The organism is Kosakonia sp. CCTCC M2018092, from assembly GCF_003864115.1.
Lineage (GTDB): Bacteria > Pseudomonadota > Gammaproteobacteria > Enterobacterales > Enterobacteriaceae > Kosakonia > Kosakonia cowanii.
Genome location: NZ_CP034225.1, coordinates 4,658,027 through 4,678,915, shown reverse-complemented (window position 1 = coordinate 4,678,915; position 20,889 = coordinate 4,658,027). Strand labels below are relative to the sequence as shown.

General features: G+C 59.1%; 21 protein-coding genes and 1 pseudogene. 7 read left to right on the top strand and 15 right to left on the bottom strand.

What is annotated here, in order from left to right; translation table 11 throughout:
* The first annotated feature begins 75 nt into the window (after positions 1-75).
* Together fdhD and EH164_RS22025 are read left to right on the top strand one after the other, a co-directional pair.
* Positions 76-915 carry a formate dehydrogenase accessory sulfurtransferase FdhD gene (fdhD, locus tag EH164_RS22030; RefSeq protein ID WP_124971012.1) on the top strand — a complete coding sequence of 280 codons (840 nt, stop codon included), beginning with the start codon at positions 76-78 and terminating at the stop codon, positions 913-915.
* Between the two features lie 124 nt (positions 916-1,039).
* Positions 1,040-1,249 (top strand): YdgH/BhsA/McbA-like domain containing protein, encoded by a 210-nt coding sequence (locus EH164_RS22025; protein WP_124971010.1) that lies wholly within the window; start codon positions 1,040-1,042, stop codon positions 1,247-1,249.
* 46 nt (positions 1,250-1,295) lie between these two features.
* Here EH164_RS22025 and EH164_RS22020 read toward each other — a convergent pair whose 3' ends face one another.
* Together EH164_RS22020 and EH164_RS22015 are read right to left on the bottom strand one after the other, a co-directional pair.
* Positions 1,296-1,619, bottom strand: a complete 324-nt coding sequence (locus EH164_RS22020; protein WP_042712304.1) for an AzlD domain-containing protein — start codon at positions 1,617-1,619, stop codon at positions 1,296-1,298.
* A complete protein-coding gene (locus tag EH164_RS22015; protein WP_076768856.1) occupies positions 1,619-2,281 on the bottom strand; it encodes an AzlC family ABC transporter permease in 663 nt (220 codons plus the stop codon). The genes EH164_RS22020 and EH164_RS22015 overlap by 1 nt, the downstream gene beginning before the upstream one ends.
* A gap of 102 nt (positions 2,282-2,383) precedes the next feature.
* On the opposite strand from EH164_RS22015, the gene EH164_RS22010 reads away from it, so the two are divergent.
* A complete protein-coding gene (locus EH164_RS22010) occupies positions 2,384-2,932 on the top strand; it encodes a helix-turn-helix domain-containing protein (RefSeq protein WP_023479331.1) in 549 nt (182 codons plus the stop codon).
* A gap of 42 nt (positions 2,933-2,974) precedes the next feature.
* Here EH164_RS22010 and rhaM read toward each other — a convergent pair whose 3' ends face one another.
* From rhaM to rhaB, 9 genes are all read right to left on the bottom strand, one after another.
* Positions 2,975-3,289, bottom strand: coding sequence for an L-rhamnose mutarotase (gene rhaM, locus EH164_RS22005; RefSeq protein ID WP_054804141.1), 315 nt, complete (start codon positions 3,287-3,289; stop codon positions 2,975-2,977).
* Entirely contained in the window at positions 3,286-4,434 is a 1,149-nt protein-coding gene (fucO, locus tag EH164_RS22000; RefSeq protein WP_124971659.1) for a lactaldehyde reductase, read from the bottom strand. Before fucO ends, rhaM begins: the two co-directional genes overlap by 4 nt.
* A 117-nt stretch (positions 4,435-4,551) precedes the next feature.
* Positions 4,552-5,556 carry an ABC transporter permease gene (locus EH164_RS21995; RefSeq protein ID WP_124971007.1) on the bottom strand — a complete coding sequence of 335 codons (1,005 nt, stop codon included), beginning with the start codon at positions 5,554-5,556 and terminating at the stop codon, positions 4,552-4,554.
* Positions 5,553-6,557 (bottom strand): ABC transporter permease, encoded by a 1,005-nt coding sequence (locus EH164_RS21990; protein ID WP_094422599.1) that lies wholly within the window; start codon positions 6,555-6,557, stop codon positions 5,553-5,555. The genes EH164_RS21995 and EH164_RS21990 overlap by 4 nt, the downstream gene beginning before the upstream one ends.
* The gene (locus tag EH164_RS21985) at positions 6,554-8,065 is read right to left on the bottom strand and encodes a sugar ABC transporter ATP-binding protein (RefSeq protein ID WP_124971004.1); all 1,512 of its coding nucleotides are present in this window, start codon (positions 8,063-8,065) and stop codon (positions 6,554-6,556) included. The genes EH164_RS21990 and EH164_RS21985 overlap by 4 nt, the downstream gene beginning before the upstream one ends.
* Before the next feature lie 46 nt (positions 8,066-8,111).
* Positions 8,112-9,098 carry a rhamnose ABC transporter substrate-binding protein gene (gene rhaS, locus EH164_RS21980; RefSeq protein ID WP_124971001.1) on the bottom strand — a complete coding sequence of 329 codons (987 nt, stop codon included), beginning with the start codon at positions 9,096-9,098 and terminating at the stop codon, positions 8,112-8,114.
* A gap of 116 nt (positions 9,099-9,214) precedes the next feature.
* Positions 9,215-10,045 (bottom strand): rhamnulose-1-phosphate aldolase, encoded by an 831-nt coding sequence (gene rhaD, locus EH164_RS21975; RefSeq protein WP_124970998.1) that lies wholly within the window; start codon positions 10,043-10,045, stop codon positions 9,215-9,217.
* 173 nt (positions 10,046-10,218) lie between these two features.
* Positions 10,219-11,478 (bottom strand): L-rhamnose isomerase, encoded by a 1,260-nt coding sequence (locus tag EH164_RS21970; RefSeq protein ID WP_124970995.1) that lies wholly within the window; start codon positions 11,476-11,478, stop codon positions 10,219-10,221.
* The gene (rhaB, locus tag EH164_RS21965) at positions 11,475-12,944 is read right to left on the bottom strand and encodes a rhamnulokinase (protein WP_124970992.1); all 1,470 of its coding nucleotides are present in this window, start codon (positions 12,942-12,944) and stop codon (positions 11,475-11,477) included. Before rhaB ends, EH164_RS21970 begins: the two co-directional genes overlap by 4 nt.
* Before the next feature lie 301 nt (positions 12,945-13,245).
* On the opposite strand from rhaB, the gene rhaS (EH164_RS21960) reads away from it, so the two are divergent.
* Positions 13,246-14,082: an HTH-type transcriptional activator RhaS gene (rhaS, locus tag EH164_RS21960; protein WP_124970989.1), complete on the top strand. Its 837-nt coding sequence runs from the start codon at positions 13,246-13,248 to the stop codon at positions 14,080-14,082.
* Between the two features lie 73 nt (positions 14,083-14,155).
* A complete protein-coding gene (rhaR, locus tag EH164_RS21955) occupies positions 14,156-15,004 on the top strand; it encodes an HTH-type transcriptional activator RhaR (RefSeq protein WP_023479373.1) in 849 nt (282 codons plus the stop codon).
* Here rhaR and rhaT read toward each other — a convergent pair whose 3' ends face one another.
* On the bottom strand, positions 15,005-16,039 hold the full coding sequence (gene rhaT, locus EH164_RS21950) for an L-rhamnose/proton symporter RhaT (RefSeq protein ID WP_124970986.1): 1,035 nt from the start codon (positions 16,037-16,039) through the stop codon (positions 15,005-15,007).
* A 288-nt stretch (positions 16,040-16,327) separates the two neighbouring features.
* Here rhaT and sodA point away from each other — a divergent pair, with 288 nt between their 5' ends.
* A complete protein-coding gene (sodA, locus tag EH164_RS21945; RefSeq protein WP_023479369.1) occupies positions 16,328-16,948 on the top strand; it encodes a superoxide dismutase [Mn] in 621 nt (206 codons plus the stop codon).
* A gap of 78 nt (positions 16,949-17,026) precedes the next feature.
* Here the strand turns inward: sodA and EH164_RS21940 are convergent, their stop codons facing one another.
* Positions 17,027-17,878, bottom strand: a complete 852-nt coding sequence (locus tag EH164_RS21940) for a dihydrodipicolinate synthase family protein (RefSeq protein WP_241175056.1) — start codon at positions 17,876-17,878, stop codon at positions 17,027-17,029.
* 213 nt (positions 17,879-18,091) lie between these two features.
* On the opposite strand from EH164_RS21940, the pseudogene yiiM reads away from it, so the two are divergent.
* Positions 18,092-18,833, top strand: a pseudogene (gene yiiM / locus EH164_RS21935) (6-hydroxyaminopurine reductase).
* On the opposite strand, the gene cpxA reads toward yiiM, so the two are convergent.
* Both cpxA and cpxR read right to left on the bottom strand, forming a co-directional pair.
* Entirely contained in the window at positions 18,798-20,171 is a 1,374-nt protein-coding gene (cpxA, locus tag EH164_RS21930) for an envelope stress sensor histidine kinase CpxA (RefSeq protein WP_124970977.1), read from the bottom strand. The pseudogene yiiM and the gene cpxA sit on opposite strands and share 36 nt — an antisense overlap.
* Positions 20,168-20,866: an envelope stress response regulator transcription factor CpxR gene (gene cpxR, locus EH164_RS21925; RefSeq protein ID WP_034812606.1), complete on the bottom strand. Its 699-nt coding sequence runs from the start codon at positions 20,864-20,866 to the stop codon at positions 20,168-20,170. The genes cpxA and cpxR overlap by 4 nt, the downstream gene beginning before the upstream one ends.
* Between the last annotated feature and the right edge of the window lie 23 nt (positions 20,867-20,889).

Here is a 20,889-nt window from a genome sequence, read left to right as displayed (position 1 = left end):
TCCCTCTGCTTAAGAAGGATATGCGCGGAGAATACCACAATGTCGGTACGCTTGTTCGAGGGTAGTTAATACAAAGTGAACATTTTGCATACTAAAAAGCACAAAAATGCAACATCAGTCACAGGCGTACGCGAAGTCGTGCTCTGGAAGCGTGACAACTTGCAGCAGGCCCAGCCAGACATGCTGGCGGAAGAGGTGCCTGTTGCGCTGGTCTACAACGGTATTTCCCACGTAGTGATGATGGCATCGCCAAAAGATCTGGAGGAGTTCGCCATCGGCTTCTCCTTATCCGAAGGGATTATTGAAACCCCCGCCGATATTTACGGCATGGAGGTTGTGCCGTCCTGTAACGGGCTGGAAGTGCAGATCGATCTCTCCAGCCGCCGTTTTATGGGGCTGAAAGAGCGTCGCCGCGCGCTGGCAGGGCGCACCGGCTGCGGCGTCTGCGGCGTTGAGCAGCTCAATGATATCGGCAAGCCCATTGCGCCGCTGCCGTTCACTCAGACCTTTGATTTAGCCGCGCTGGATAATGCGCTTGCGCACTTAACTGATGTGCAGCCGATTGGGCAACTGAGCGGCTGTACTCACGCCGCCGCGTGGCTGTTGCCTTCCGGCGAGCTGGCGGGGGGGCATGAAGATGTGGGTCGCCATGTGGCGCTGGATAAGCTGCTTGGGCACCGGGCGCGCGCCGGTGAAACGTGGGCCTCCGGCGCGGTGCTGGTCTCCAGCCGCGCCAGCTATGAGATGGTGCAAAAGTCGGCGATGTGCGGCGTCGAAATTCTCTTTGCCGTCTCGGCGGCGACTACGCTGGCGGTAGAAGTGGCAGAGCGTTGTAACCTGACGCTGGTCGGTTTTTGCAAGCCGGGCAGGGCGACAATTTATACCCATCCACAGCGATTAATAGGTGTTAAATAATCGTCAAAAAAACTGAAAGAGTTTAACAAATCCTTCCGCTTTTTGTTTTGAGGGTAGAGGTCTATCATTACTTTCATCGAGGCACGGCGCCTCACTTAAACAAAACAACGTAAGGGTTTATCTCATGAAAAACATCAAAACTTTTGTTGCAGTTATCGCTCTCGCTTCCTCGTTCGGTACTTTTGCTGCGCAAACCGTGACCGCAACCGACACCACCCTGAGCGGTGCTGAAGCGAAAATCGCGGCCCAGGCACAACAGGCTGGTGCCTCTTACCAGATCACCGAAGCGTATAACGGTAACCAGGTTCACATGACCGCTGAACTGACCAAATAAGTTAAGCACCATCGTCGAAAGAGCGCCTACGGGCGCTTTTTTCGTTTTAGTGCAGACCCGCCAGACGCAGCAGAGCTGTCACCACCGCTGCCGACAGAATTACCACAATTAATGGCATCTTGCGCCAGGCGAGAAACAGCGCAAACAGCACGCCGCAAACCCGCGCCATCCCGGCGAAGTGATCCCCTTCATAGAGCATTGCGGCCAGCGCCACAGCGAACAAAAGCGTGGTCGCTGCATCCGAAAGCAGCCCCTGCGCGCGTTCCGACAGCGCCAGACGCCCGCCCAGTTTCGCGCCGCCGAGCCGCATCAGATAGGTGCCTACCGAGAGAATGGCGATACCGCCAAGGGTCAGTGCAACGCTTGCCATTATCGCTTCCTCGTCAGTAAACCAAGCAGTGAGAGCAGCACCGGTAACCCCACCGGCGCGAAGGGTACCGTCGCCAGCGAGAGCGCTGCGCCGCTACAGGCGCGTATCAGCGTGGTGCGCTTTTTCAGCGCCGGCAGCACTAATGCCAGCAAAATCGCCGGGAACACCGCGTCCAGGCCGATAGTTTCCGGCGCGGGCAAAAACGTGCCGACTGATGCGCCGATCAGCACGCCAACCGGCCACAGCAGCGCCACGCCGAGGCCGCAGAGCCAGTAGGCGGCTTTGCGCTGTTCCGGGGTGGATTGCGAAAGCCCGAACACCACGCTCTCATCATTCATAATGTGGCAGCCCAATAACCCGGCGGCCCGTTTACCCACCAGTTCGCGCACCGTCACGCCGAAGGGAATATGGCGGGCATTGACCAGCAGCCCGGCGACCGCTGCCGCCAGCGGGCTACCGCCGCTTGCCACAATCCCGATAAACATAAACTCCGAGGCGCCTGCCAGCACCAGCGTTGAGAGCATCAGCGGCACCCATAGCGGAAAGCCGTAAGCCATCGCCAGCGAACCATAGGAGACGCCGACAACGCCGACCGCCAGGCAGACCAGCCCAATCGCTCTAACCGTGTCGCGTGTAAGGGAAGAAAAGTGTTGTGTGAACATCGCTTTTTAGCCATATCGAACGTGTATCCATTATAATGAACACCCTGACACCGTTTTTCAAGACGAACATAACGTTCGATTAAATGAACATTTAAGGCCGGTATGACACAACCCATCGCTATTATCGCCAAAAGCCTGGCGCGTGAGCGGCAGCGGACCGGGCTCTCGCTGGCGGAGATCGCCCGCCGCGCCGGGATTGCGAAATCGACGCTCTCGCAGCTGGAAGCGGGCAACGGCAATCCGAGCCTCGAAACCCTGTGGGCACTCTGCGTGGCGCTGGATATTCCTTTCGCCCGCCTGCTGGAGCCGCAAAACCCGCAAACGCAGGTGATTCGCCGCGGTGAAGGCACCAAAGTGGTTGCCGAGCAGGCGCACTACCAGGCGATATTGCTGGCAACCTGCCCGCCCGGCGCGCGGCGCGATATCTATCTGCTGCTGACGCAACCCGGTGCGGATCGTATCTCCCATCCGCATCCCGCCGGTTCCGTTGAGCACATTATTGTGACGCAGGGACGAGCGCTGGTCGGGCTGACCGAAGCGCCTGAAGAGTTAAACGAAGGGGATTACATCTGTTACCCGGCGGATCGCGAGCATATCTTTAAAGCGCTGGAGCCGGATACGCAGGCGATCCTCGTTGCCGAGCAGAATTGAGCCTTCATCCCCTGCGTGCAGTGAGGGGATGAAGGGATCGGCTTACGCCAGATAAAACACCTCTTCCAGCTCGGCGCTCACCGGGCTGTTATCAGCATTCGCAGGCATCACGTCGCGCATATGCTTCCACCAGCGCTGACACACCTCGGTGCGGGCAACCGCCTCCCAGCGCGCTTCTGATTCAATCTCCACAGTGGCGAAGAGCAGGTTGCGCGCTTTATCAAGATAGATGGCGTAATGGTGCGCGCCCGCCTCTTTCAGCACCGCTTCCAGCTCCGGCCAGATCGGGTTATGGCGACGCGCGTACTCCTCATGCGCATCGGGATTGACCTGCATAACAAACGCTTTACGGATCATAATGCCTCCAGATAGAGCTCGCGCACCTCATCGCGGCTGGCGCTGCGCGGGTTGCAGGGCGCACACGGATCGGCGAGCGCCTTATCCAGCCACCCTTCGATATCGGCTTCGCGCACGCCCAGCGCGCTAAAGCCGGAAGGAATACCGACTTTGGCGCTCAGTGCGCGAATGGCAGCAATCGCCCGCTGGCTTGCCGCCTCCTCGCTCATCTCCCGGGTATCAACGCCCATCGCCTGCGCGATGCGGGCGAAACGCGCCACCGCATGGGGGCGGTTAAAGTTTTCGATGATCGGCAGCAGGATGGCGTTGCAGACGCCGTGCGGCAAATTGTGGGTCGCGCCCGGCTGGTGGGCCAGCGCGTGCACCAGCCCGAGCCCGGCGCTGTTAAAGGCCATCCCGGCCAGATACTGCCCGTAAGCCATCTGTTCGCGCGCCTCAAGGTTATCGCCCTCGGCAACGGCGGTCGGCAGCCACTGGTTGATCAGGCGAATTGCCTCCAGCGCGTTGGCATCCGTTAACGGATGCGCCCCCACGGAGACATAGGCTTCGACCGCATGAGTCAGGGCATCCATGCCGGTTGCGGCGGTGACCGCAGCGGGGATCGCCAGCATCACGCTGGCATCGTCGACGGCGATATCGGGGATCAGGTTGGCATCAATAATCACCTCCTTCACCTGGCGCTCGCTGTCGATAATCACCGCGTTGCTGGTCATCTCCGCCGCCGTGCCTGCGGTGGTGTTGATTGCCACCAGCGGTACCCCGGCGTGTTTCACTTTGCCAACGCCGGAGTAGGCAGTCGACGGCCCGGGGTTAGCGGTGAGGATTTTTATCGCTTTCGCGGTATCGATCGGGCTACCGCCGCCGAAGGCGATCAGGTAGTCACAGCCTGCCTGCTGATAGGCGGCAAATCCCTCCTGCACCAGCGCTTCGGTCGGGTTGGGGAAGACGCCATCAAACAGCTGATAGGGCATCTCGTGCGCCTTGAGCGCGGTAAACAGGCTGTCGAGCAGACCGAGTTTCACCAGTTGCCCGTCTGTGACAATCAGCGCCTTACCCCACGCTTTGTCTGCCACCAGTTTCACCATATCGCCAATTGCGCCCGCGCCGTGCAGGCTGATTTTCGGCAGTGCCAACATAAAGCTCATCATGTTTCTCCTTGATTTGGTTGAATCCTGACCGGCGGCAATGCTCCCTGTCGCCGGATGAAACTTTTCCCCGCTGGCGCTTTGACGTAAGCCGCCATCCGGCAAGCCATGCCTGCGCTACAGCCGCCTACGCTGCAACAGGCGGCGGGTGAGGATCGGCAGTGAAATCACCACGATCAGCATCGCGCCGACAATAATCGACATCACAATCCCCGGCACGTTGAGCAGGCTCAGGCCAAAGGTCACCAGCCCCATCAAAAAGGCGGCGATAATCACGCCGACCATGCTGCCGGAGCCGCCGAGAATATTGACGCCGCCGAGCACCGCCATCGTCACCACGGAAAGCTCCCAGCCCAGCGCGATAGTTGGGCGCGTGCTGCCGAGGCGCGAGGTGAGCAGCACTGATGCCAGCCCCGCCATTAACCCCACCAGCGCAAAGAGGATCAGGTTGTGGCGTTTGACATTGATCCCGGCATACCACGCGGCGGTCGGGTTATTGCCAATGGCGTAAGTGCGGCGGCCAAAGTTGGTTTTATGCAGCAGAAAGGCAAACAGCAGCCCGAGCACGATAAAGAGCGCAAACTCGAACGACAGCGCGCCCCAGATGTAGCCCTGGCCCAGCCACGCGAAGCTCTCCGGCCAGCTGTTGAGCGCCTGGTCGCCCAGCAGGATGTAGGAGATGCCGCGGTACAAGCTCATGGTGCCGATGGTGATAACAATCGACGAGAGGTTGAAGCGGGTCACCAGAAAGCCGTTGAATAATCCGCACAGCAAGCCGACGCCCAAACCCACGCAGACTAACAGCGGCGTATCGACGCCCGCCTGCGCGCAAAAGCCCATCGCCGTTGAACTGAGCGCGATGGTGGCGGCGACCGAGAGATCGATCTCCCTGGCGATAATCAGCATCGCCATCGGCAGCACGATGATCGCCTTCTCGGTGAAGTTGAAGGTGGCATCTGACAGGTTCCAGATATTAAGAAAGTAGGGCGAGGCGAGGGCGTTGACCACAAACACCGCCAGCGTCACCGCCAGTAAAAACCCCTCCCAGCAGAGCAGACGGCGCAAGAGTGGCGTCGGCGCAGCCGGGCTATTTACCGCTTCAGAAGTGAGAATTTTGCTCATGATTTCACCGCCTGTTTCTGCCGGGCCAGCGCCGCATCGCGCAGGATTAACCGCCCTTTGCGCTTATTGCCACGCTCGTTGAGCAGCACTGCAATCACGATCACCGTGCCGGAGATCGCCATCTGCCAGAAGGGCGAGACGCCAATCACCGGCAGGGCATTGTTGATAACGCCGAGGAACAGCGCGCCAAACAGACAGCCGAGCACGCGCCCGCTGCCGCCCATGGTGCTGATGCCGCCAATCACGCAGGCGGCTACCACCTGTAGCTCAAAGCCGTTGGCGACATCGACATAGGCGACGGCGAAGCGCGAGATCCACAAATAGCCGCAGAACCCGGCCAGCGCGCCGGAGAGGCAGAAGCTGACAAACTGCATCTTGCCGGCGTTGATGCCGGTGTAGTAGGCCGCCGTGGCGTTGCCGCCTGCGGTATAGAGCGCCCGTCCGCTGCGGCTGTAGCGCAGGAAGTAGCCGACCAGCAGCAGCGCGGCGATGGCGCACCAGCTCAGCACCGGTAGCCCCAACAGCCCGCTGCGCGGCACGGCAAGAAAATCGGCGCTCATCTGGTTGGCATTCACCCAGCCGCCGCCGGAGAGGAGAAAGATAATGCCGCGGTAGATGCTCATGGTGCCGAGCGTCACCACAATCGCCGGAATACCCAGTTTCCACACCAGCAGGCCGTTGATAATCCCCATCACCAGCCCGAGCGCGGTTGCCAGCAGCAGCAACGCCCACACCGGCACATCCGGGTGATGGAAGTTAATCAGCGCGACGATCATGCCGGTGAGCGCCAGGTTTGCCGCCATCGACAGATCGATCCCTTTGGTCAGCAGCACCATCATCTGCCCGAGGGCGAGAATGATCAGGATGGCAGTATCGTTGAACATCTCCACCAGGTTGCCGGGGCTGATAAAGGCGGGTACGCGGCTGCCGATTGCCAGCATCAGCAGCACAATTACCCCGCCGAGCAGCGCTTCACGATGTTTAAGCAGTGCGTTCATCATGCGGCCTCCTGCCCGGCACCGCTGGCGGCGCTGACAATGGTTTCTGCCGACGCTTCTCCGGCCCGGTAGTGCGCGACCATCAATCCTTCATGCATGACGATCACCCGATCCGCCATCCCCATCACTTCCGGCAGTTCGGAGGAGACCATAATCACCGCCAGCCCCTGCGCCACCAGTTCGGACATAAACTGGTGCACCGCCGCTTTCGAACCGATATCGATCCCTTTGGTCGGCTCATCGAGAATAATCACCTGCGGCTGGGTGGCGAGCCACTTACCGATCACCACCTTCTGCTGATTGCCGCCGGAGAGCGTCTCAACCGCCTGCTTCCAGCTAAAGGCTTTAACCTGCAAACGGCGGGCGTACTCCTCCGCCAGCGCCCACTCTTTGGCGTCGTTCAGCACCCCGTTGGCGTTGAGCGTGCTTAGCTGCGGCAGGCTGATGTTCTGGGCAATCGACAGGGCGGTGATCGCCCCCTGCTGCTGCCGCTCTTCCGGCACGCAGACAATCCCGGCCTGAATCGCATCCGCCGGCTGACGGAACTGCACCGCTTTGCCGTTAAGGATAATGTCGCCAGAAGCGGGACGCGTTACGCCGCAGAGCGCCTGCATCAGCTCGGTACGGCCTGCTCCCACCAGGCCATAAAAGCCGAGGATCTCCCCTTTGCGCAGGCTGAAGTTGATATGGGCAAACTCGGTGGCATGGCAGAGATCGTTTACCTCCAGTACCACCTCGCCCGGCTCGCAGGCGATTTTCGGCCAGTTCTGGCTAATCGCACGCCCGACCATCAACGTCACCATCCGCGCTTCGGTAATCTCCTTAATGGCACCAGATTCGATAAAGGCGCCGTCGCGCAAAATGGTGTAGTGATCCGCCAGTTCGAAAATTTCATCGAACTTGTGCGAGATAAAGAGGATCGCTTTCCCCTCCTGCTTCAGGCGCTCAACGATGTGGTAGAACTCCAGAATCTCGTGCTGCGAGAGGGCGGCGGTCGGCTCATCGAGGATCACCACCTGCGCATCGAAGGCGAGCGCGCGGGCAATCGCCACCATATGACGCTGGGCAATGCTGAGGGTTTTAAGCGTCGCGCGCGGATCGATCTGCACCTCCAGCCGGGCGAGGAGTGCCCGTGCCTGCTGGTGCATGGCGGGCCAGTCGAGCTTTTTCAGCAGCCCTTTATAGAGGTAGTGGCCGACAAAAATATTTTCGGTGACCGACAGCTCGTCGAACAGCACCGTCTCCTGGTGAATGGCGGTAATGCCCACTCTGTGCGCCGCATCGGGCGTCGGCAGAGAGATGGGGATCGCTTTATAGAGGATCTCGCCCTCATCAGGCTGATAAATGCCGGTCATCACTTTGACCAGCGTCGATTTGCCCGCGCCGTTCTCGCCAATCAGGGCGGTTACGTGGCCAGGCCAGAGATCAAGCTGTACGTTCTCAAGTGCGCGCACGCCGGGAAAGCGCTTGCTGATGCCCTTAAGCGACAGCAGTGGGGTGGATGCCGTCATGATAACTCTCCGGTTTTTACCCCCTCCCGTCAGAGAGGGGAAAGGGTCAGAACATCTTCGAGAACTTATCAATGTTGCTGGCATCGTAGACGAACGGTTGCGCCATCGCGCCATTGCCGTCGGCATCCAGCGTCACTTTTCCTAAGCGTCCCATGCTGGCTTCCGTTTTCGTCGCCGTCCCTTTCACCAGATCGTCCGCTAAATAGGTGGCGGCATAGCCGAGATCGATCGGGTTCCAGATGGCAAAACTTTTACTGGCACCGGATTTGATGGCGCCCGCCATTTCAGAGGGCAAGCCGAGACCGGTAACGTAGACTTTGCCGATTTTGCCCTGATCCTTCACCGCCTGCGCGGCGGCGACAATGCCGACGGATGAGGGGGAGACAATCACTTTCAGATCCGGATAAGACTTCAGCAGGCCGACCGCTTCGCGGTAGCTTTTATCGGAGAGGTCGTCGCCATAGGCGACGGTGACCAGGTTGACGGAGGGGTACTTCGGCAGCACCTTTTTCATCTCCGCAATCCAGATATTCTGGTTGGTCGAGGTGGGCGTGGCGCTCAGAATAGCGACATCGCCCTTCTCAACGTTTAGCGCTTTCAGCGCATCGGCGGCAAGCTTGACGTTGGTTTCGCCAATCAGCGCGTTGTTGGAGGGGTTAAGGTGGATCTGCCGCCCGGTTTTCGCCACGCCGGAGTCCCACGACACCACTTTGATACCGCGCTGCATCGCTTTTTTCAGCACCGGCGCTACCGCGTCGGGATCGTTGGCGGAGATGGCGATCGCATCTACCCCCTGGGCGATCAAGCCGTTCAGCACTTCGATCTGTGCTTCCGCGGTGGTGGTGGTCGGCCCGGTGTAGATCACTTTAACGTCGCCTAACTCTTTCGCTGCTTCCTGCGCGCCGGTGTTGGCGGCTTCAAAAAAACCATTTCCTAACGATTTCGCCACCAGGGCGATTTTCACTTCGGCGATGGCGGAACCGGATAACGCCATCATGACAACGGTGAGGATCAAGCTTGCTTTTGTTTTCATTGCTCGTACTCCACGGATGACACTCCCGTCCGCTTTCGTGTTGCCGAAATCACCAGGGAGTGGTTTTTTGCAGGTGAACAGAGTTCGCCCCGTCTGCGTGAGCGGGGCGCGTTTTTTTAGTGGTACAGGTCTAACGCCGATTGCAGCGGGTTGACGCCGAAGCGTTTGCCCAGTGCGATCAGTTCTTCACGGATGATGGTCTGTTTCATACCGCCCATCGAATAGACTTTGACTAACACCTCGGCGGATTTTTCCGCGGTGTCGATCAGGCCAAAAGCTTCATCCAGCGTCGGGCCGCTGCCGAAAACGCCGTGGAACGGCCACAGCACCAGCGAATGTTTCTGCATGTCGTTGGCGGTGGCGCGGCCGATTTCATCGGTGCCAGGCACCATCCACGGCAGAATGCCGACGCCGTCCGGGAAGACCACCAGGCACTCGGTGCTCCCTTCCCACAGCTTGCGGGTAATCAGATCCGAGCTGTTTTCCAGTACATAGGTCAGGGCGATAAGGTTGGTGGCGTGGCAGTGCATGATCACCCGATCTTTGCCGCCGGTCGCCTGGATGCGCTCGCAGTGGGACAAGAAGTGCGCCGGTAGCTCGGAGGTGGGTACCGCTTCGTTAGTCAGCCCCCACAGGATGTGGTAACCGGCGCCGTCGCTGTCGACTTTAACCACGCCGAGGTTGGCCGTTGGATCAAGCTGCACGTTGCGGAAAAATTTGCCGGAGCCGGTGACGATAAACGGCGTGTTGGCGAGCAGCGGCATCGGCTGGCTGAGGGGAATGTAGCGCGGCTGCGGGTGGAAATCTGCTTCATAGGGCGCAATATCCGCATCGTCGAGACGCAGGGTCAGGTTGCCGCCGTTGCGCTCGTCCCAGCCTTTTAGCCAGGCGTCGGTCGTCGCTTTAATCATCCCCTGGACGAACCAGGCGTTAATAATGGTCTGCATGTATGGAGTTCCTGTTGGTTCTGTTGCCGGATGGCGCTGCGCTTATCCGGCCTACGTGAATCGGTTTCTCTGTAGGCCGGATAAGGCGCGAGCCGCCATCCGGCACAGCATTCGTTAAGCGGTGCGCCTCTTTTGTAGGCCGGATAAGGCGTAAGCCGCCATCCGGCACAGCGTTACTGGCGCTGGCGTAATACCGCTTGCTCATACGCCCGCACGCTCTCAAGCCACTGGCTACCGGCGGGGGTGTCGTGGCGCTGGCAATAGATCTCCCACACCGCCTGCCACGGCAGGGATTTCTGCTCTTCGAGCAGCGCAAGGCGCGCGGTGTAATCGCCATCGGCTTCCAGCTGGCGCAGCTGTTCAACTGGCTCCAGCAGGGCGCGCAGCAGCGCTTTTTTCATATTGCGGGTACCAATCACCCACGCGGCGATACGGTTGATAGAGGCGTCAAAGAAGTCGAGGCCGATATGCACGCGATCGAACAGCTTGTGACGAATGATCTCGCTGGCGATGGCCTGGGTTTCATCATCCAGCAGCACCACGTGATCGCTGTCCCAGCGCACCGGGCGGCTGACATGCAGCAGCAGGCGCGGCACATAGAGCATGGCGGCGGAGATTTTGTCGGAGATCACCTCAGTCGGGTGGAAGTGGCCCGCATCCAGGCAGAGCGCGGTCTGGCGGCTGGTGGCGTACCCCATATAGAACTCATTCGAGCCGACGGTGTAGCTCTCGGCACCGATGCCGAACAACTTGCTCTCCACGGCATCGATATGGTGCGCCGGGTTCAGTTTCTCGCTCATCGCTTCATCCAGCGCGGCCAGCAGACGCTGGCGCGGGGCCAGGCGATCGACGGTGACATCCTTCATGCCGTCCGGCACCCAGATATTCATCACCGACGGCGTGCCGAGCTGCTCGCCGAACGAGGCGGAGACGCGGCGGCTGGCTTTTACATGATCAATCCAGAACTGGCGAACCTCATCATTGGCGTGGGAGAGGGTAAAACCGTCGGCGCTGAGCGGGTGCGAAAAGCAGGAGGGGTTAAAATCGAGCCCCAGTTTGTTGGTTTTCGCCCACGCAACCCAGTTTTTGAAGTGCTCCGGTTTGATCTCGTTGCGCGCCACGGGCGCATCGGCTTCGTGATAAATCGCGTGCAGATTGAGGCGCTTAGGGCCGGGGATCAGGCTCAGCGCCTGCTCAAGATCGGCGCGTAATTCGGCGGCGTTGCGCGCTTTACCCGGATAGTTACCGGTGGCCTGAATACCGCCGGTCAGGCTGCCTTCCGGATTTTCGAACCCGGCCACATCGTCGCCCTGCCAGCAGTGCATCGAGACCGGCAGGCGATCGAGCTGACGCAGCGCCTCCTCGGCATCGATGCCGACCGCGGCAAAACGCTCTCTGGCAATCTCCCAGGCTTGTTCAAGTTGAGTGGTCATGCGCAAAGCTCCTTTGTCTGTCGTTTTTGCTGAAAACGCGCGACATAGCGGGCGATTTCATTATCAGAATCGGGGGTAAAGGTGATCAGGGGGTGGTTAGCCGCCACCACCTGACGGAACTGATCGACGTTGGTCAGCTCATCGAGCGTCATTAGCTGTACGCCAATATTGCCGAGCGTTGAGGCTTCAACCGGCCCGGCGACCACCGGCAAACCGCAGGCGTCGGCGCAAAGCTGGTTCAATAACTGGTTCTGGCAGCCGCCGCCAACAATGTGCAGGCGGGTAAAGGGCTTACCGCGCAGGGTTGCCAGCTCGCTCAGCACATCGGCATAGAGCAGGGCGAGGCTGTCGAAGATGCAGCGCGCCAGTTCCGCCGCGCTCTGCGGCACGGGTTGATCCGCGTCGCGGCAGGCGGCCTGGATCTCGGCGCTCATGTTCGTCGGGTTGATAAAGCGCTCATCGTTCGGGTTGATGATGAAGCGGCAGACCGCGATCTGCTCAGTGAGGGCGATAAGTGCGGGCAGGTCGCTGATGTTCTGCTCTTTCAGCACCCGCTGTAGCAGCCACAGGCCCATGATGTTTTTCAGCACCCGGTAGCGCCCCTCGGCACCGCCCTCATTGGTGATATTGGCGGCGAGCGCGGCGTCGCTGGTGTAGGGCGTTTTGCTCTCAAAGCCCATCAATGACCAGGTGCCGGAAGAGAGATACGCCGCATCGTTATCGGCCAGCGGCGAGGCGATCACTGCGCTGGCGGTATCGTGGCTGGCAACGGCGACCACCGGAATGGCGTTGCCCTGCGGGCAGATCCAGTCGCCAATCACATTCCCTGGATGGGTCGGTGTACCAAACCAGCTTGCGGGCACGCCAGCCCAGTCGAGCAGCGTGGCGTCCCAGTTGTCGGTATTGATATTGACCAGCTGCGTGGTGGTGGCGTTGGTGTACTCCCAGTTGCGCTGCCCGGTCAGGCGGAAGCTGAAGTAGTCCGGGATCAGCAGGGCGTGCTCCACCTGCTCTACGGTGTGCGGCTGCTGCTCCGCCAGCGCGCGCAGCTGATAAAGAGTATTGAAGGGGAGAAACTGGATGCCGCTGCGGCGATAGATATCGGCTTTTCCCGGCTGCTGGAAAGCGCGCTGCATAATGCCGTCGGTGCGACTATCGCGGTAGGCGATCGGCAGGCCGACGCGTTCGCCCGCGCGGTTAATCAGCACATAATCGACGCCCCAGGTATCAATGCCGATGCTGTCAGGCTGCACGCCGGATTCGCACACCTTTTGCAGCCCGGTGCGGATCTCGGCTTCCAGGCGGTCGATATCCCAGCAGTCGAAGCCGCCGACTCTCTGTAAGCAGTTAACAAAGCGATGGATTTCCTGAAGCGTCAGCGTCCGGCTCTGGCGATCGTAACGCGCCAGCATTACCCGTCCGCTGGAGGCACCTAAATCAACCGCGACGCAGTGGCGAAAAGTCATGATGAGGTCCTTCATAGAGTCATTGCGGACAGTCTAAAAAAGGGGGCGTGGGGTCTACCTTCTTGCTACTGACAGCGGCGGAGGGGCGCTGGCAAGAAAGCAAAGATGAACGTGAGAGAGTTCACATATTCCAGTGATGGCGCGGTGTTGCGCCATTGTGACTCTCGCCACATTTCCCGATCTTTCCGGGCGTTTCTTGAAAAACGGGCAGCTTATGCGCGAAATGGCGTCGAAAATTAAAGGTGAGGTTGGCCGCCCTTAATTACTATTTTGAGACTGTTTCTCATTTGCTGGGGCGATCATGACCATACTGCATAGCGTTGATTTCTTTCCGCCAGGTAAATCACCGGTTGCCATTGAGCCGCGGCTGCCGCAGGCAGCTTTCCCTGAGCATCATCATGATTTTCATGAAATTGTGATTGTTGAGCATGGCTCCGGCATTCATGTCTTTAACGGCCAGCCTTACACCATCAGCGGCGGCACGGTCTGCTTTGTGCGCGATCACGATCGCCATCTCTATGAGCACACCGATAATCTCTGCCTGACCAACGTGCTCTACCGCTCGCCGGATGCTTTCCAGTTCCTTGCCGGGTTAAACCAGCTGTTACCGCAGGAGCAGGAGGGGCACTACCCGTCGCACTGGCGGGTGAGCCAGCAGACGCTGGGGCAGGTGCGCGGCATTATCAACCAGATGGAGGCGCAGGGCGCGGAACTGGAAACCCACGATATTGCCAACCGCGAAATGCTCTTTATGCAGCTGCTGGTGCTGCTGCGCCGTAGCAGCCAGCAGGCGGAGATGGGCAACAGCGACGCGCGGCTTAACCAATTGCTGCTGTGGCTGGAAGATCACTTTGCGGAGGATATCTGCTGGGCGTCGCTTGCCGAGCGCTTTACGCTCTCGTTGCGCACGCTGCATCGCCAGCTAAAACAGACCACCGGCATGACACCGCAGCGCTATCTGAACCGCCTGCGGCTGATCAAAGCCCGCCATATGTTGCGCCACAGCGATGAGAGCGTAACGGATATCGCTTTTCGCTGCGGGTTTGGCGACAGTAACCACTTTTCGACCCTGTTTCGCCGTGAGTTTAGCTGGTCACCGCGCGAGATCCGCCAGGGGCGGGATACGCTGCTTCAGTAACGAGAAGAGAATCACCGATTTTTGGCTGCGCTTTGGCTAATAATGTCAGGTTAGTGCACGCAGAGGTGATGATGTGACAGGCCAGCTTATTCTTCGTCGGGACGACTTTTTTCCGCGCGCCGGTCAGGCGGTGGCGGTGGCGGATCGCTACCCGCAACATGTGTTTGCCGAACACACCCACGAGTTTAATGAACTGGTGATGGTGTGGCGCGGCAATGGCCTGCATGTACTCAACAACCGCCCGTACCGCATTACGCGCGGCGATCTCTTCTATATTCGCGCCGAGGATTGCCACTCTTACGCCTCGGTTAACGATCTGGTGTTGCAGAACATCATCTACTGCCCGGAGCGGCTGACGCTCAATCTCGACTGGGCGGGGCTGATCCCGGGCTTTAGCGGTGGGGCGTGGAGCCCGCACTGGCGTATCGGCAGCAGCGGCATGACGCAGGCTCGCCAGGTGATTGCCCAACTGGAGCATGAGAGCAATAAGAGCGATCCGCTGGCGAATGGAATGGCGGAAACGCTCTTTGCCCAGCTGGTGATGACCTTAAAACGCCACCGTTTCGCCGCCGATAACCTTGCCGCCACCCACAGCGAAGCGCTGCTGGATAAGCTGATCACCGCCCTTTCCGGCAGCCTGAATCGCAGCTTTGTGCTTGAGCAGTTTTGCGAGCAGGAGCAGTGCAGCGAGCGCGCCCTGCGCCAGCAGTTTCGCTCCCAGACCGGCATGACCATTAACCACTATCTGCGCCAGCTGCGCATCTGCCACGCGCAATATCTGCTTCAGCACTCGGAGCAGATGATTGGCGACATCGCCATGCAGTGCGGATTCGAGGACAGTAACTACTTTTCGGTGGTCTTTAGCCGCGAAGTGGGGATGACGCCAGGACAGTGGCGTCATCGTAGTCGCGCCGCCGCCTGATTAGCTCGCCATACCGAGGCCGACAATATTGGCCGCGATAATGATCACCACGCAGCCGAGGCTCAGCACGCTGACCGGCTGGCGTCCGGCATTTTTCCACTCCTTCAGCACCAGCCCGACAATGCCGCCGCACAGCACGTAGAAACTCATGTGCAGCATCCAGCTGATGTAGTCATACTGCGCCGGAATTCGGGCGTGACCCCAGGCGTAGAAGAAGAATTGCAGATACCACATCAGGCCGCCGAGCGCGGAGAGCAGGATATTGCTGATAATCAACGGCGTTGCCAGTGAGAAGTCCGCTTTGACCGATAAGTTTTTCACTTTTGCCAGCCGGATAAGGCAGAAGCCAAGGTTGACCAAAGCGCCGCCGCCCATGATCACCACATAGCTTGGCAGCGCGGTATAGAGCGGATCGATGCCCAGCGCCGCAGCGGCGTCGTGCATCGGTTTGGCAGCGTTCATCGCAAAGGACATCCCTGCCGAGAAGATGCCGCACATGACCGCCAGCGCCAGCCCTTTTTTCAGGTTGAACTCTTCGGCTTTGATGCCCATTTTGCGCTCTTTCAACTGCCCGGCGCGCGTCACAATGCCGACGCCAATCAGGGCAACCAGCACGCCAAGCAGCGTCATCCGGCCACCATCGGTATGGATCAGCACGCCGAAAGTGCCGTTGAGCACCGGCGTCATCAGAGTGCCGACAATCAACGTGATGCCGATGGCGATACCGATGCCCATCGACATGCCGAGATAGCGCATCGTTAAACCGTAATTGATATTGCCGACGCCCCACATCGCACCGAAGAGAAAGACCGGCAGCAGGGTGGAGGCATTAAACGAGCTGAAATAGGCCCAGAAATCGGGCAGTAACAGCGCGCTGATGCTCCAGGGAAGGATAATCCAGGAGACGAGGCCGCCTATCGACCACATCGTCTCCCATGACCACTGTTTGACCTTTTTGAACGGGGCATAGAAACAGGCAGCACTGGCCGCGCCTATCAAATGCCACAAAATACCCATCGTAATCGCGTTACTCATTGTGCACTCCTTTTGTTTTTATGGCCGGGACAGAGGTCGCCGACTCGCAGAGTGTAAAAATCAGTAAACGATTTAACCTTGAGACGATTGCCGCGCTGCGCCTGGCGCTGGCAATCAGGGCATGATGGGAATGAGCAGCTTCACAATTTCAAGAACATAACTAAAATAGATAACCTTATAGAAACTACGGCATTGATAAACATTTTCAATATCACGTAATTAACTATAATGATCCAACTGCTTACGCGGCGTTAACAAATCCGCCGCCAGACTAAAATGGAGATGAAAATGAGCTATACACTGCCCGCTCTGCCGTATGCGTATGATGCCCTTGAGCCTCATTTCGACAAGCAGACGATGGAAATCCATCACACTAAACATCACCAGACCTACGTAAACAACGCTAACGCCGCGCTGGAAAACCTGCCGGAGTTCGCAAGCCTGCCGGTTGAAGAGCTGATCACCAAGCTGGACCAGCTGCCGACCGACAAGAAAACCGTACTGCGTAACAACGCGGGCGGCCACGCTAACCACAGCCTGTTCTGGAAAGGCCTGAAAGTCGGCACCACCCTGCAGGGCGATCTGAAAGCGGCTATCGAGCGCGATTTCGGTTCCGTGGACAACTTCAAAGCTGAATTTGAAAAAGCAGCAGCAACCCGCTTCGGTTCCGGCTGGGCATGGCTGGTGCTGAAAGGCGACAAACTGGCTGTAGTTTCTACCGCAAACCAGGACTCCCCGCTGATGGGTGAAGCGATCTCTGGCGCATCCGGCTTCCCGATCATCGGCCTGGATGTGTGGGAACACGCTTACTACCTGAAATTCCAGAACCGCCGCCCGGACTACATTAAAGAGTTCTGGAACGTAGTGAACTGGGACGAAGCAGCAGCGCGTTTCGCCGCTAAAAAATAAGTTCGCACGCTCCCCCACGCTTGCGTGAGGTCAACCCCCGTCCGGCTTCGCCGTCGGGGGTTTTTTATTGCCCGCGCTTTACCTTCGCGAGGTGATATTAAACAGCTGGTCGACAATGGCGCACTGCGCGTCGCTGAGCGTGCCGCCGATGTTGCGCGAGACGGGCGTCGAGTAGCCAAATTTGCGTGACACCACGGTTTTGATGGTGGTGACGAAATCATCCCCGATGGCGTAGATCGCCATAAACTTGCCGATCTCCTGCTGCGCCTTGCTGAGGGAATCGAGATCGCCGGTGCGCCAGGCTTCTCTCGCCTGCACAAACAGCTCCGGCATAACGTTATTCAACCCGGAGATCACCCCTGCGCCGCCTGCCAGTAAGTTCGGGATGTAGTACTCGTCGTAACCGCTCAACACCGCGAAATTTCGGCGCACCGCCTGGGTGGCGAGGATCATGTTGCGCGTGTGGGACTGGCAATCGACCGTATCTTTGATGCCAGCGAAAGCAGGAAACTCGGCGGCAAGGGTAGCGACCAGTTCCGGCGTTAAATCGCAGCCGGTGCGCGCCGGGAAGTTATAGGCGAACCACTTGCCCTCAACCGCCTGGCCGATGGCGCGGAAGTAGTGCAATAACTGCCCGCTGGTCTGCCCGTAGTAGTAGGGCGGCAGCACCATTACCGCGTCATACCCGACGCGCCTGGCCTCTTGCGCCATGCGCACCACATCAGAAAAGCAGGGGGAGGAGACGTTTGCTACCAGCGTGCCCGGCGTCATCTCCCGCGCTTCGCGGATAAGCATTAAGCGCTCCTCCAGCGAGAACGAGGCAAACTCCCCGATGCTGCCCATCAGCAGCACGACATCGACTTTTGCCGCGTTCAGGCGGGCAATGTGTTGCGCTAAGCCTGCCAGATCGATACTCCCTTCACGATCCATCGGCGTGATGGAAGGGCACCAGACGCCGGAAAATGGAACTGTAGTGGCCACGTCGCTCTCTCCTCGTTTAATGAAATTGCGTTTCAAAACTCAAGGTAAGTGATAACACGGCAGGGCGTCAGACACGCGCATGAATGTCTCATTTTCGCCGCTTCGGGTGAGAAAAAAGTGTGCTCTAATAACGCGACCAACAACGGAATTCCGGGAGGGAAGATGCGCCATCAGGTTAACGTTTTCAGGGGCAAGATAAGGGATTATGACGGCAGCCGACCGAGCGCCATCGCCAAATTGCAGGTGCAGGGAGAGCTGACTCTGACGGAGCTGGGCCTTGCCGGCGATGAGCAGGCAGAGAAAAGCTACCACGGCGGGGCAGATCGCGCGCTCTGCCACTATCCGCGTGAACACTACACGCACTGGGCGCAAGCCTTCCCGCAACAGGCCGCGCTCTTTTGCGCGCCCGCCTTCGGCGAAAACCTCTCTACCGTCGGGCTGACGGAGCAGAATGTCTTTATCGGCGATATCTTCCGCTGGGGCGAGACGCTGATTCAGGTGACGCAGCCGCGCTCCCCCTGCTTTAAGCTCAACTACCACTTCGGCATTGAGGATATGGCCACGCAGATGCAGGCGAGCGGCCGCGTGGGCTGGCTCTATCGGGTGATTGCCGCAGGCAAAGTCGCCGCTGACGCGCCGTTAGAGCTGGTATCAAGGGTAAGCGATGTCAGCGTTCATCAGGCGGCGGCGATCGCCTGGTATCAACCGTTTGATGACGAGCAGTATCAACGCCTGCTGGCGGCGGCGGGGTTATCGGCAAGCTGGACGCGCACGATGCAGAAGCGACGCCTGAGCGGCAAAATTGAGGATAACGCCCGGCGGCTGCGCGGATAAAAAAACGCCCCCTCCGGCAGGAGAGGGCGCATTATCAGGCGCGTCTGTAGAGCGGCAGCCAGAGGGTTAAGCGTAAACCGCCTAACGGGCTGTCGTCCGCTCTTACCCAGCCGCGATGCTGCTGGATTGCCGTTTCGACAATCGCCAGCCCAAGGCCAGTGCCGCCCGATTCGCGGTCGCGCGCTTCGTCGGTGCGGTAGAAGGGACGGAAAATCTGCTCGCGATCTTCTGCGCTGACGCCAGGGCCGTCGTCATCAACGTTGATGGTGATGCCCTCTTTATCCACCGCAAAACTCACTTCGATTTTGGTGTGGGAGTAGCGCAGCGCGTTGCGGACAATATTCTCCAGCGCGCTCTCCAGCGCGTTGGGGTTGCCATACAGCGGCCAGGGCCCGGGCGGGAAGGTGACCGTCAGGGATTTGCCCATCTGCTCGGCTTCGAACGCGGCGTTATCCAGCACCTCATGCCATAGCTGATTGGCTTTGACCGTTTCGCTGACCAGCGCGTTTTTCTGCTGGTTGCGCGACATCACCAGCAGATCGTTGATCATGCTGTCCAGCCGCTGCGCTTCGGTTTCAATGCGCTCCAGCTCTTTGCTCTCTCCGCTACGGCGGCGCAATAGCGCGGTGCCAAGTTGCAGGCGCGTCAGCGGCGTGCGCAGCTCGTGAGAGATGTCCGACAGCAGACGCTGCTGCGCGGTCATCATACGTTCCAGCGCGCTCACCATCTGGTTAAAACTGGCTCCGGCGGCGAGAAACTCCTGCGGCCCGGCTTCCAGCTCCGGATGCTGGCGCAGGTTGCCTTGCGCCACCTCATCCGCCGCGTTTTTCAACTTACGCGCCGGTTTTGCCAGGCTCCACGCCAGCCACAGCAGCAGCGGTGAACTGATCAGCATGGTGACGATCAGCAGCAGCAGCGGGCGGTCGAACAGCAGGTTGATAAAATCAGATTGCGAGTTGCTGGCAGGACGGATCAGGTAGAGCTGGTAGTTATCTTCCCCGTCGCGAATGGAGAAGGGGCCAACCATTTCGACGCGGCCATACTTTTTCTTCTGCGGATGATCGGAGTTATCGGCCTGGCCGATAAAGTTGCGGATGATCTGCATTTCGCTGCGCTCCGCGCCGATCACGCGCCCTTCGCTGGTCACAAGCAGCAGACGTTGACCGGGCGGCGCCCATTTGTCGATGGCGCGAAACAGCCTGCGCCACCACATCAGATCGTTCGGTGGGTCGTTAGCCAGCTCCGCTTCTACATGCTGTTCAATCATCAGACCCTGGCGCTGCTCGCTGTCGAGCAGCTCCGTCATCTGGCGGGAGTCCAGCTTTGGCACCATCAATACCAGCATCAACACCAGCGCCAGGGTTAACCAGAAGATGGCGAAGATGCGGGCGGTCAAACTTCCTATCATGAAGCGGAGACCATCAGATAACCGCGACCGCGCAGGGTTTTAAACCACGGATGCCCATCTTTACGCTCCGGCAGTTTGCGGCGCAGGTTGGAGATATGCATGTCGATGGCGCGATCGAACGGCGTCAGGCGTTTACCCAGCACTTCCTGGCTCAGATGTTCACGCGACACTACCTGGCCTAAATGCTGAGCCAGCAGGTAGAGCAGGGTGAATTCCGTGCCGGTAAGCTCCAGCGACTGACCGTCAAAGCTCGCTTCCTGGCGGCCAGGATTGAGGCTGAGCGCGTCCACTTCCAGCGTCGGCGAACCGCTGTCGCTGTTCTGCTGCTGTTCGCTCCAGTGGGAGCGGCGCAAAATCGCGCGAATACGCGCCACGAGCTCACGATCGTTAAAGGGTTTCGGGAGATAGTCATCCGCGCCCAGCTCGAGGCCGAGAACGCGATCCAGCTCGCTGCCGCGGGCTGTAAGCATGATTACCGGTGTCTGGTGTGTCTGGCGAAGCTCTTTAAGGGTATCAATGCCGTTTTTCTTCGGCATCATCACGTCGAGCAAAAGCAAATCGATGCTGTCATCAAGGAGGTCGAGCGCCTGTTCACCGTCATGGGCAACGAGCACGTTAAAACCTTCCATGTCGAGAAGTTCCTTTAACAAGGAAGTCAGCTCTCGGTCATCATCTACTAAAAGGATTTTATTCATTGTTTAAATACCTCCGAGGCAGA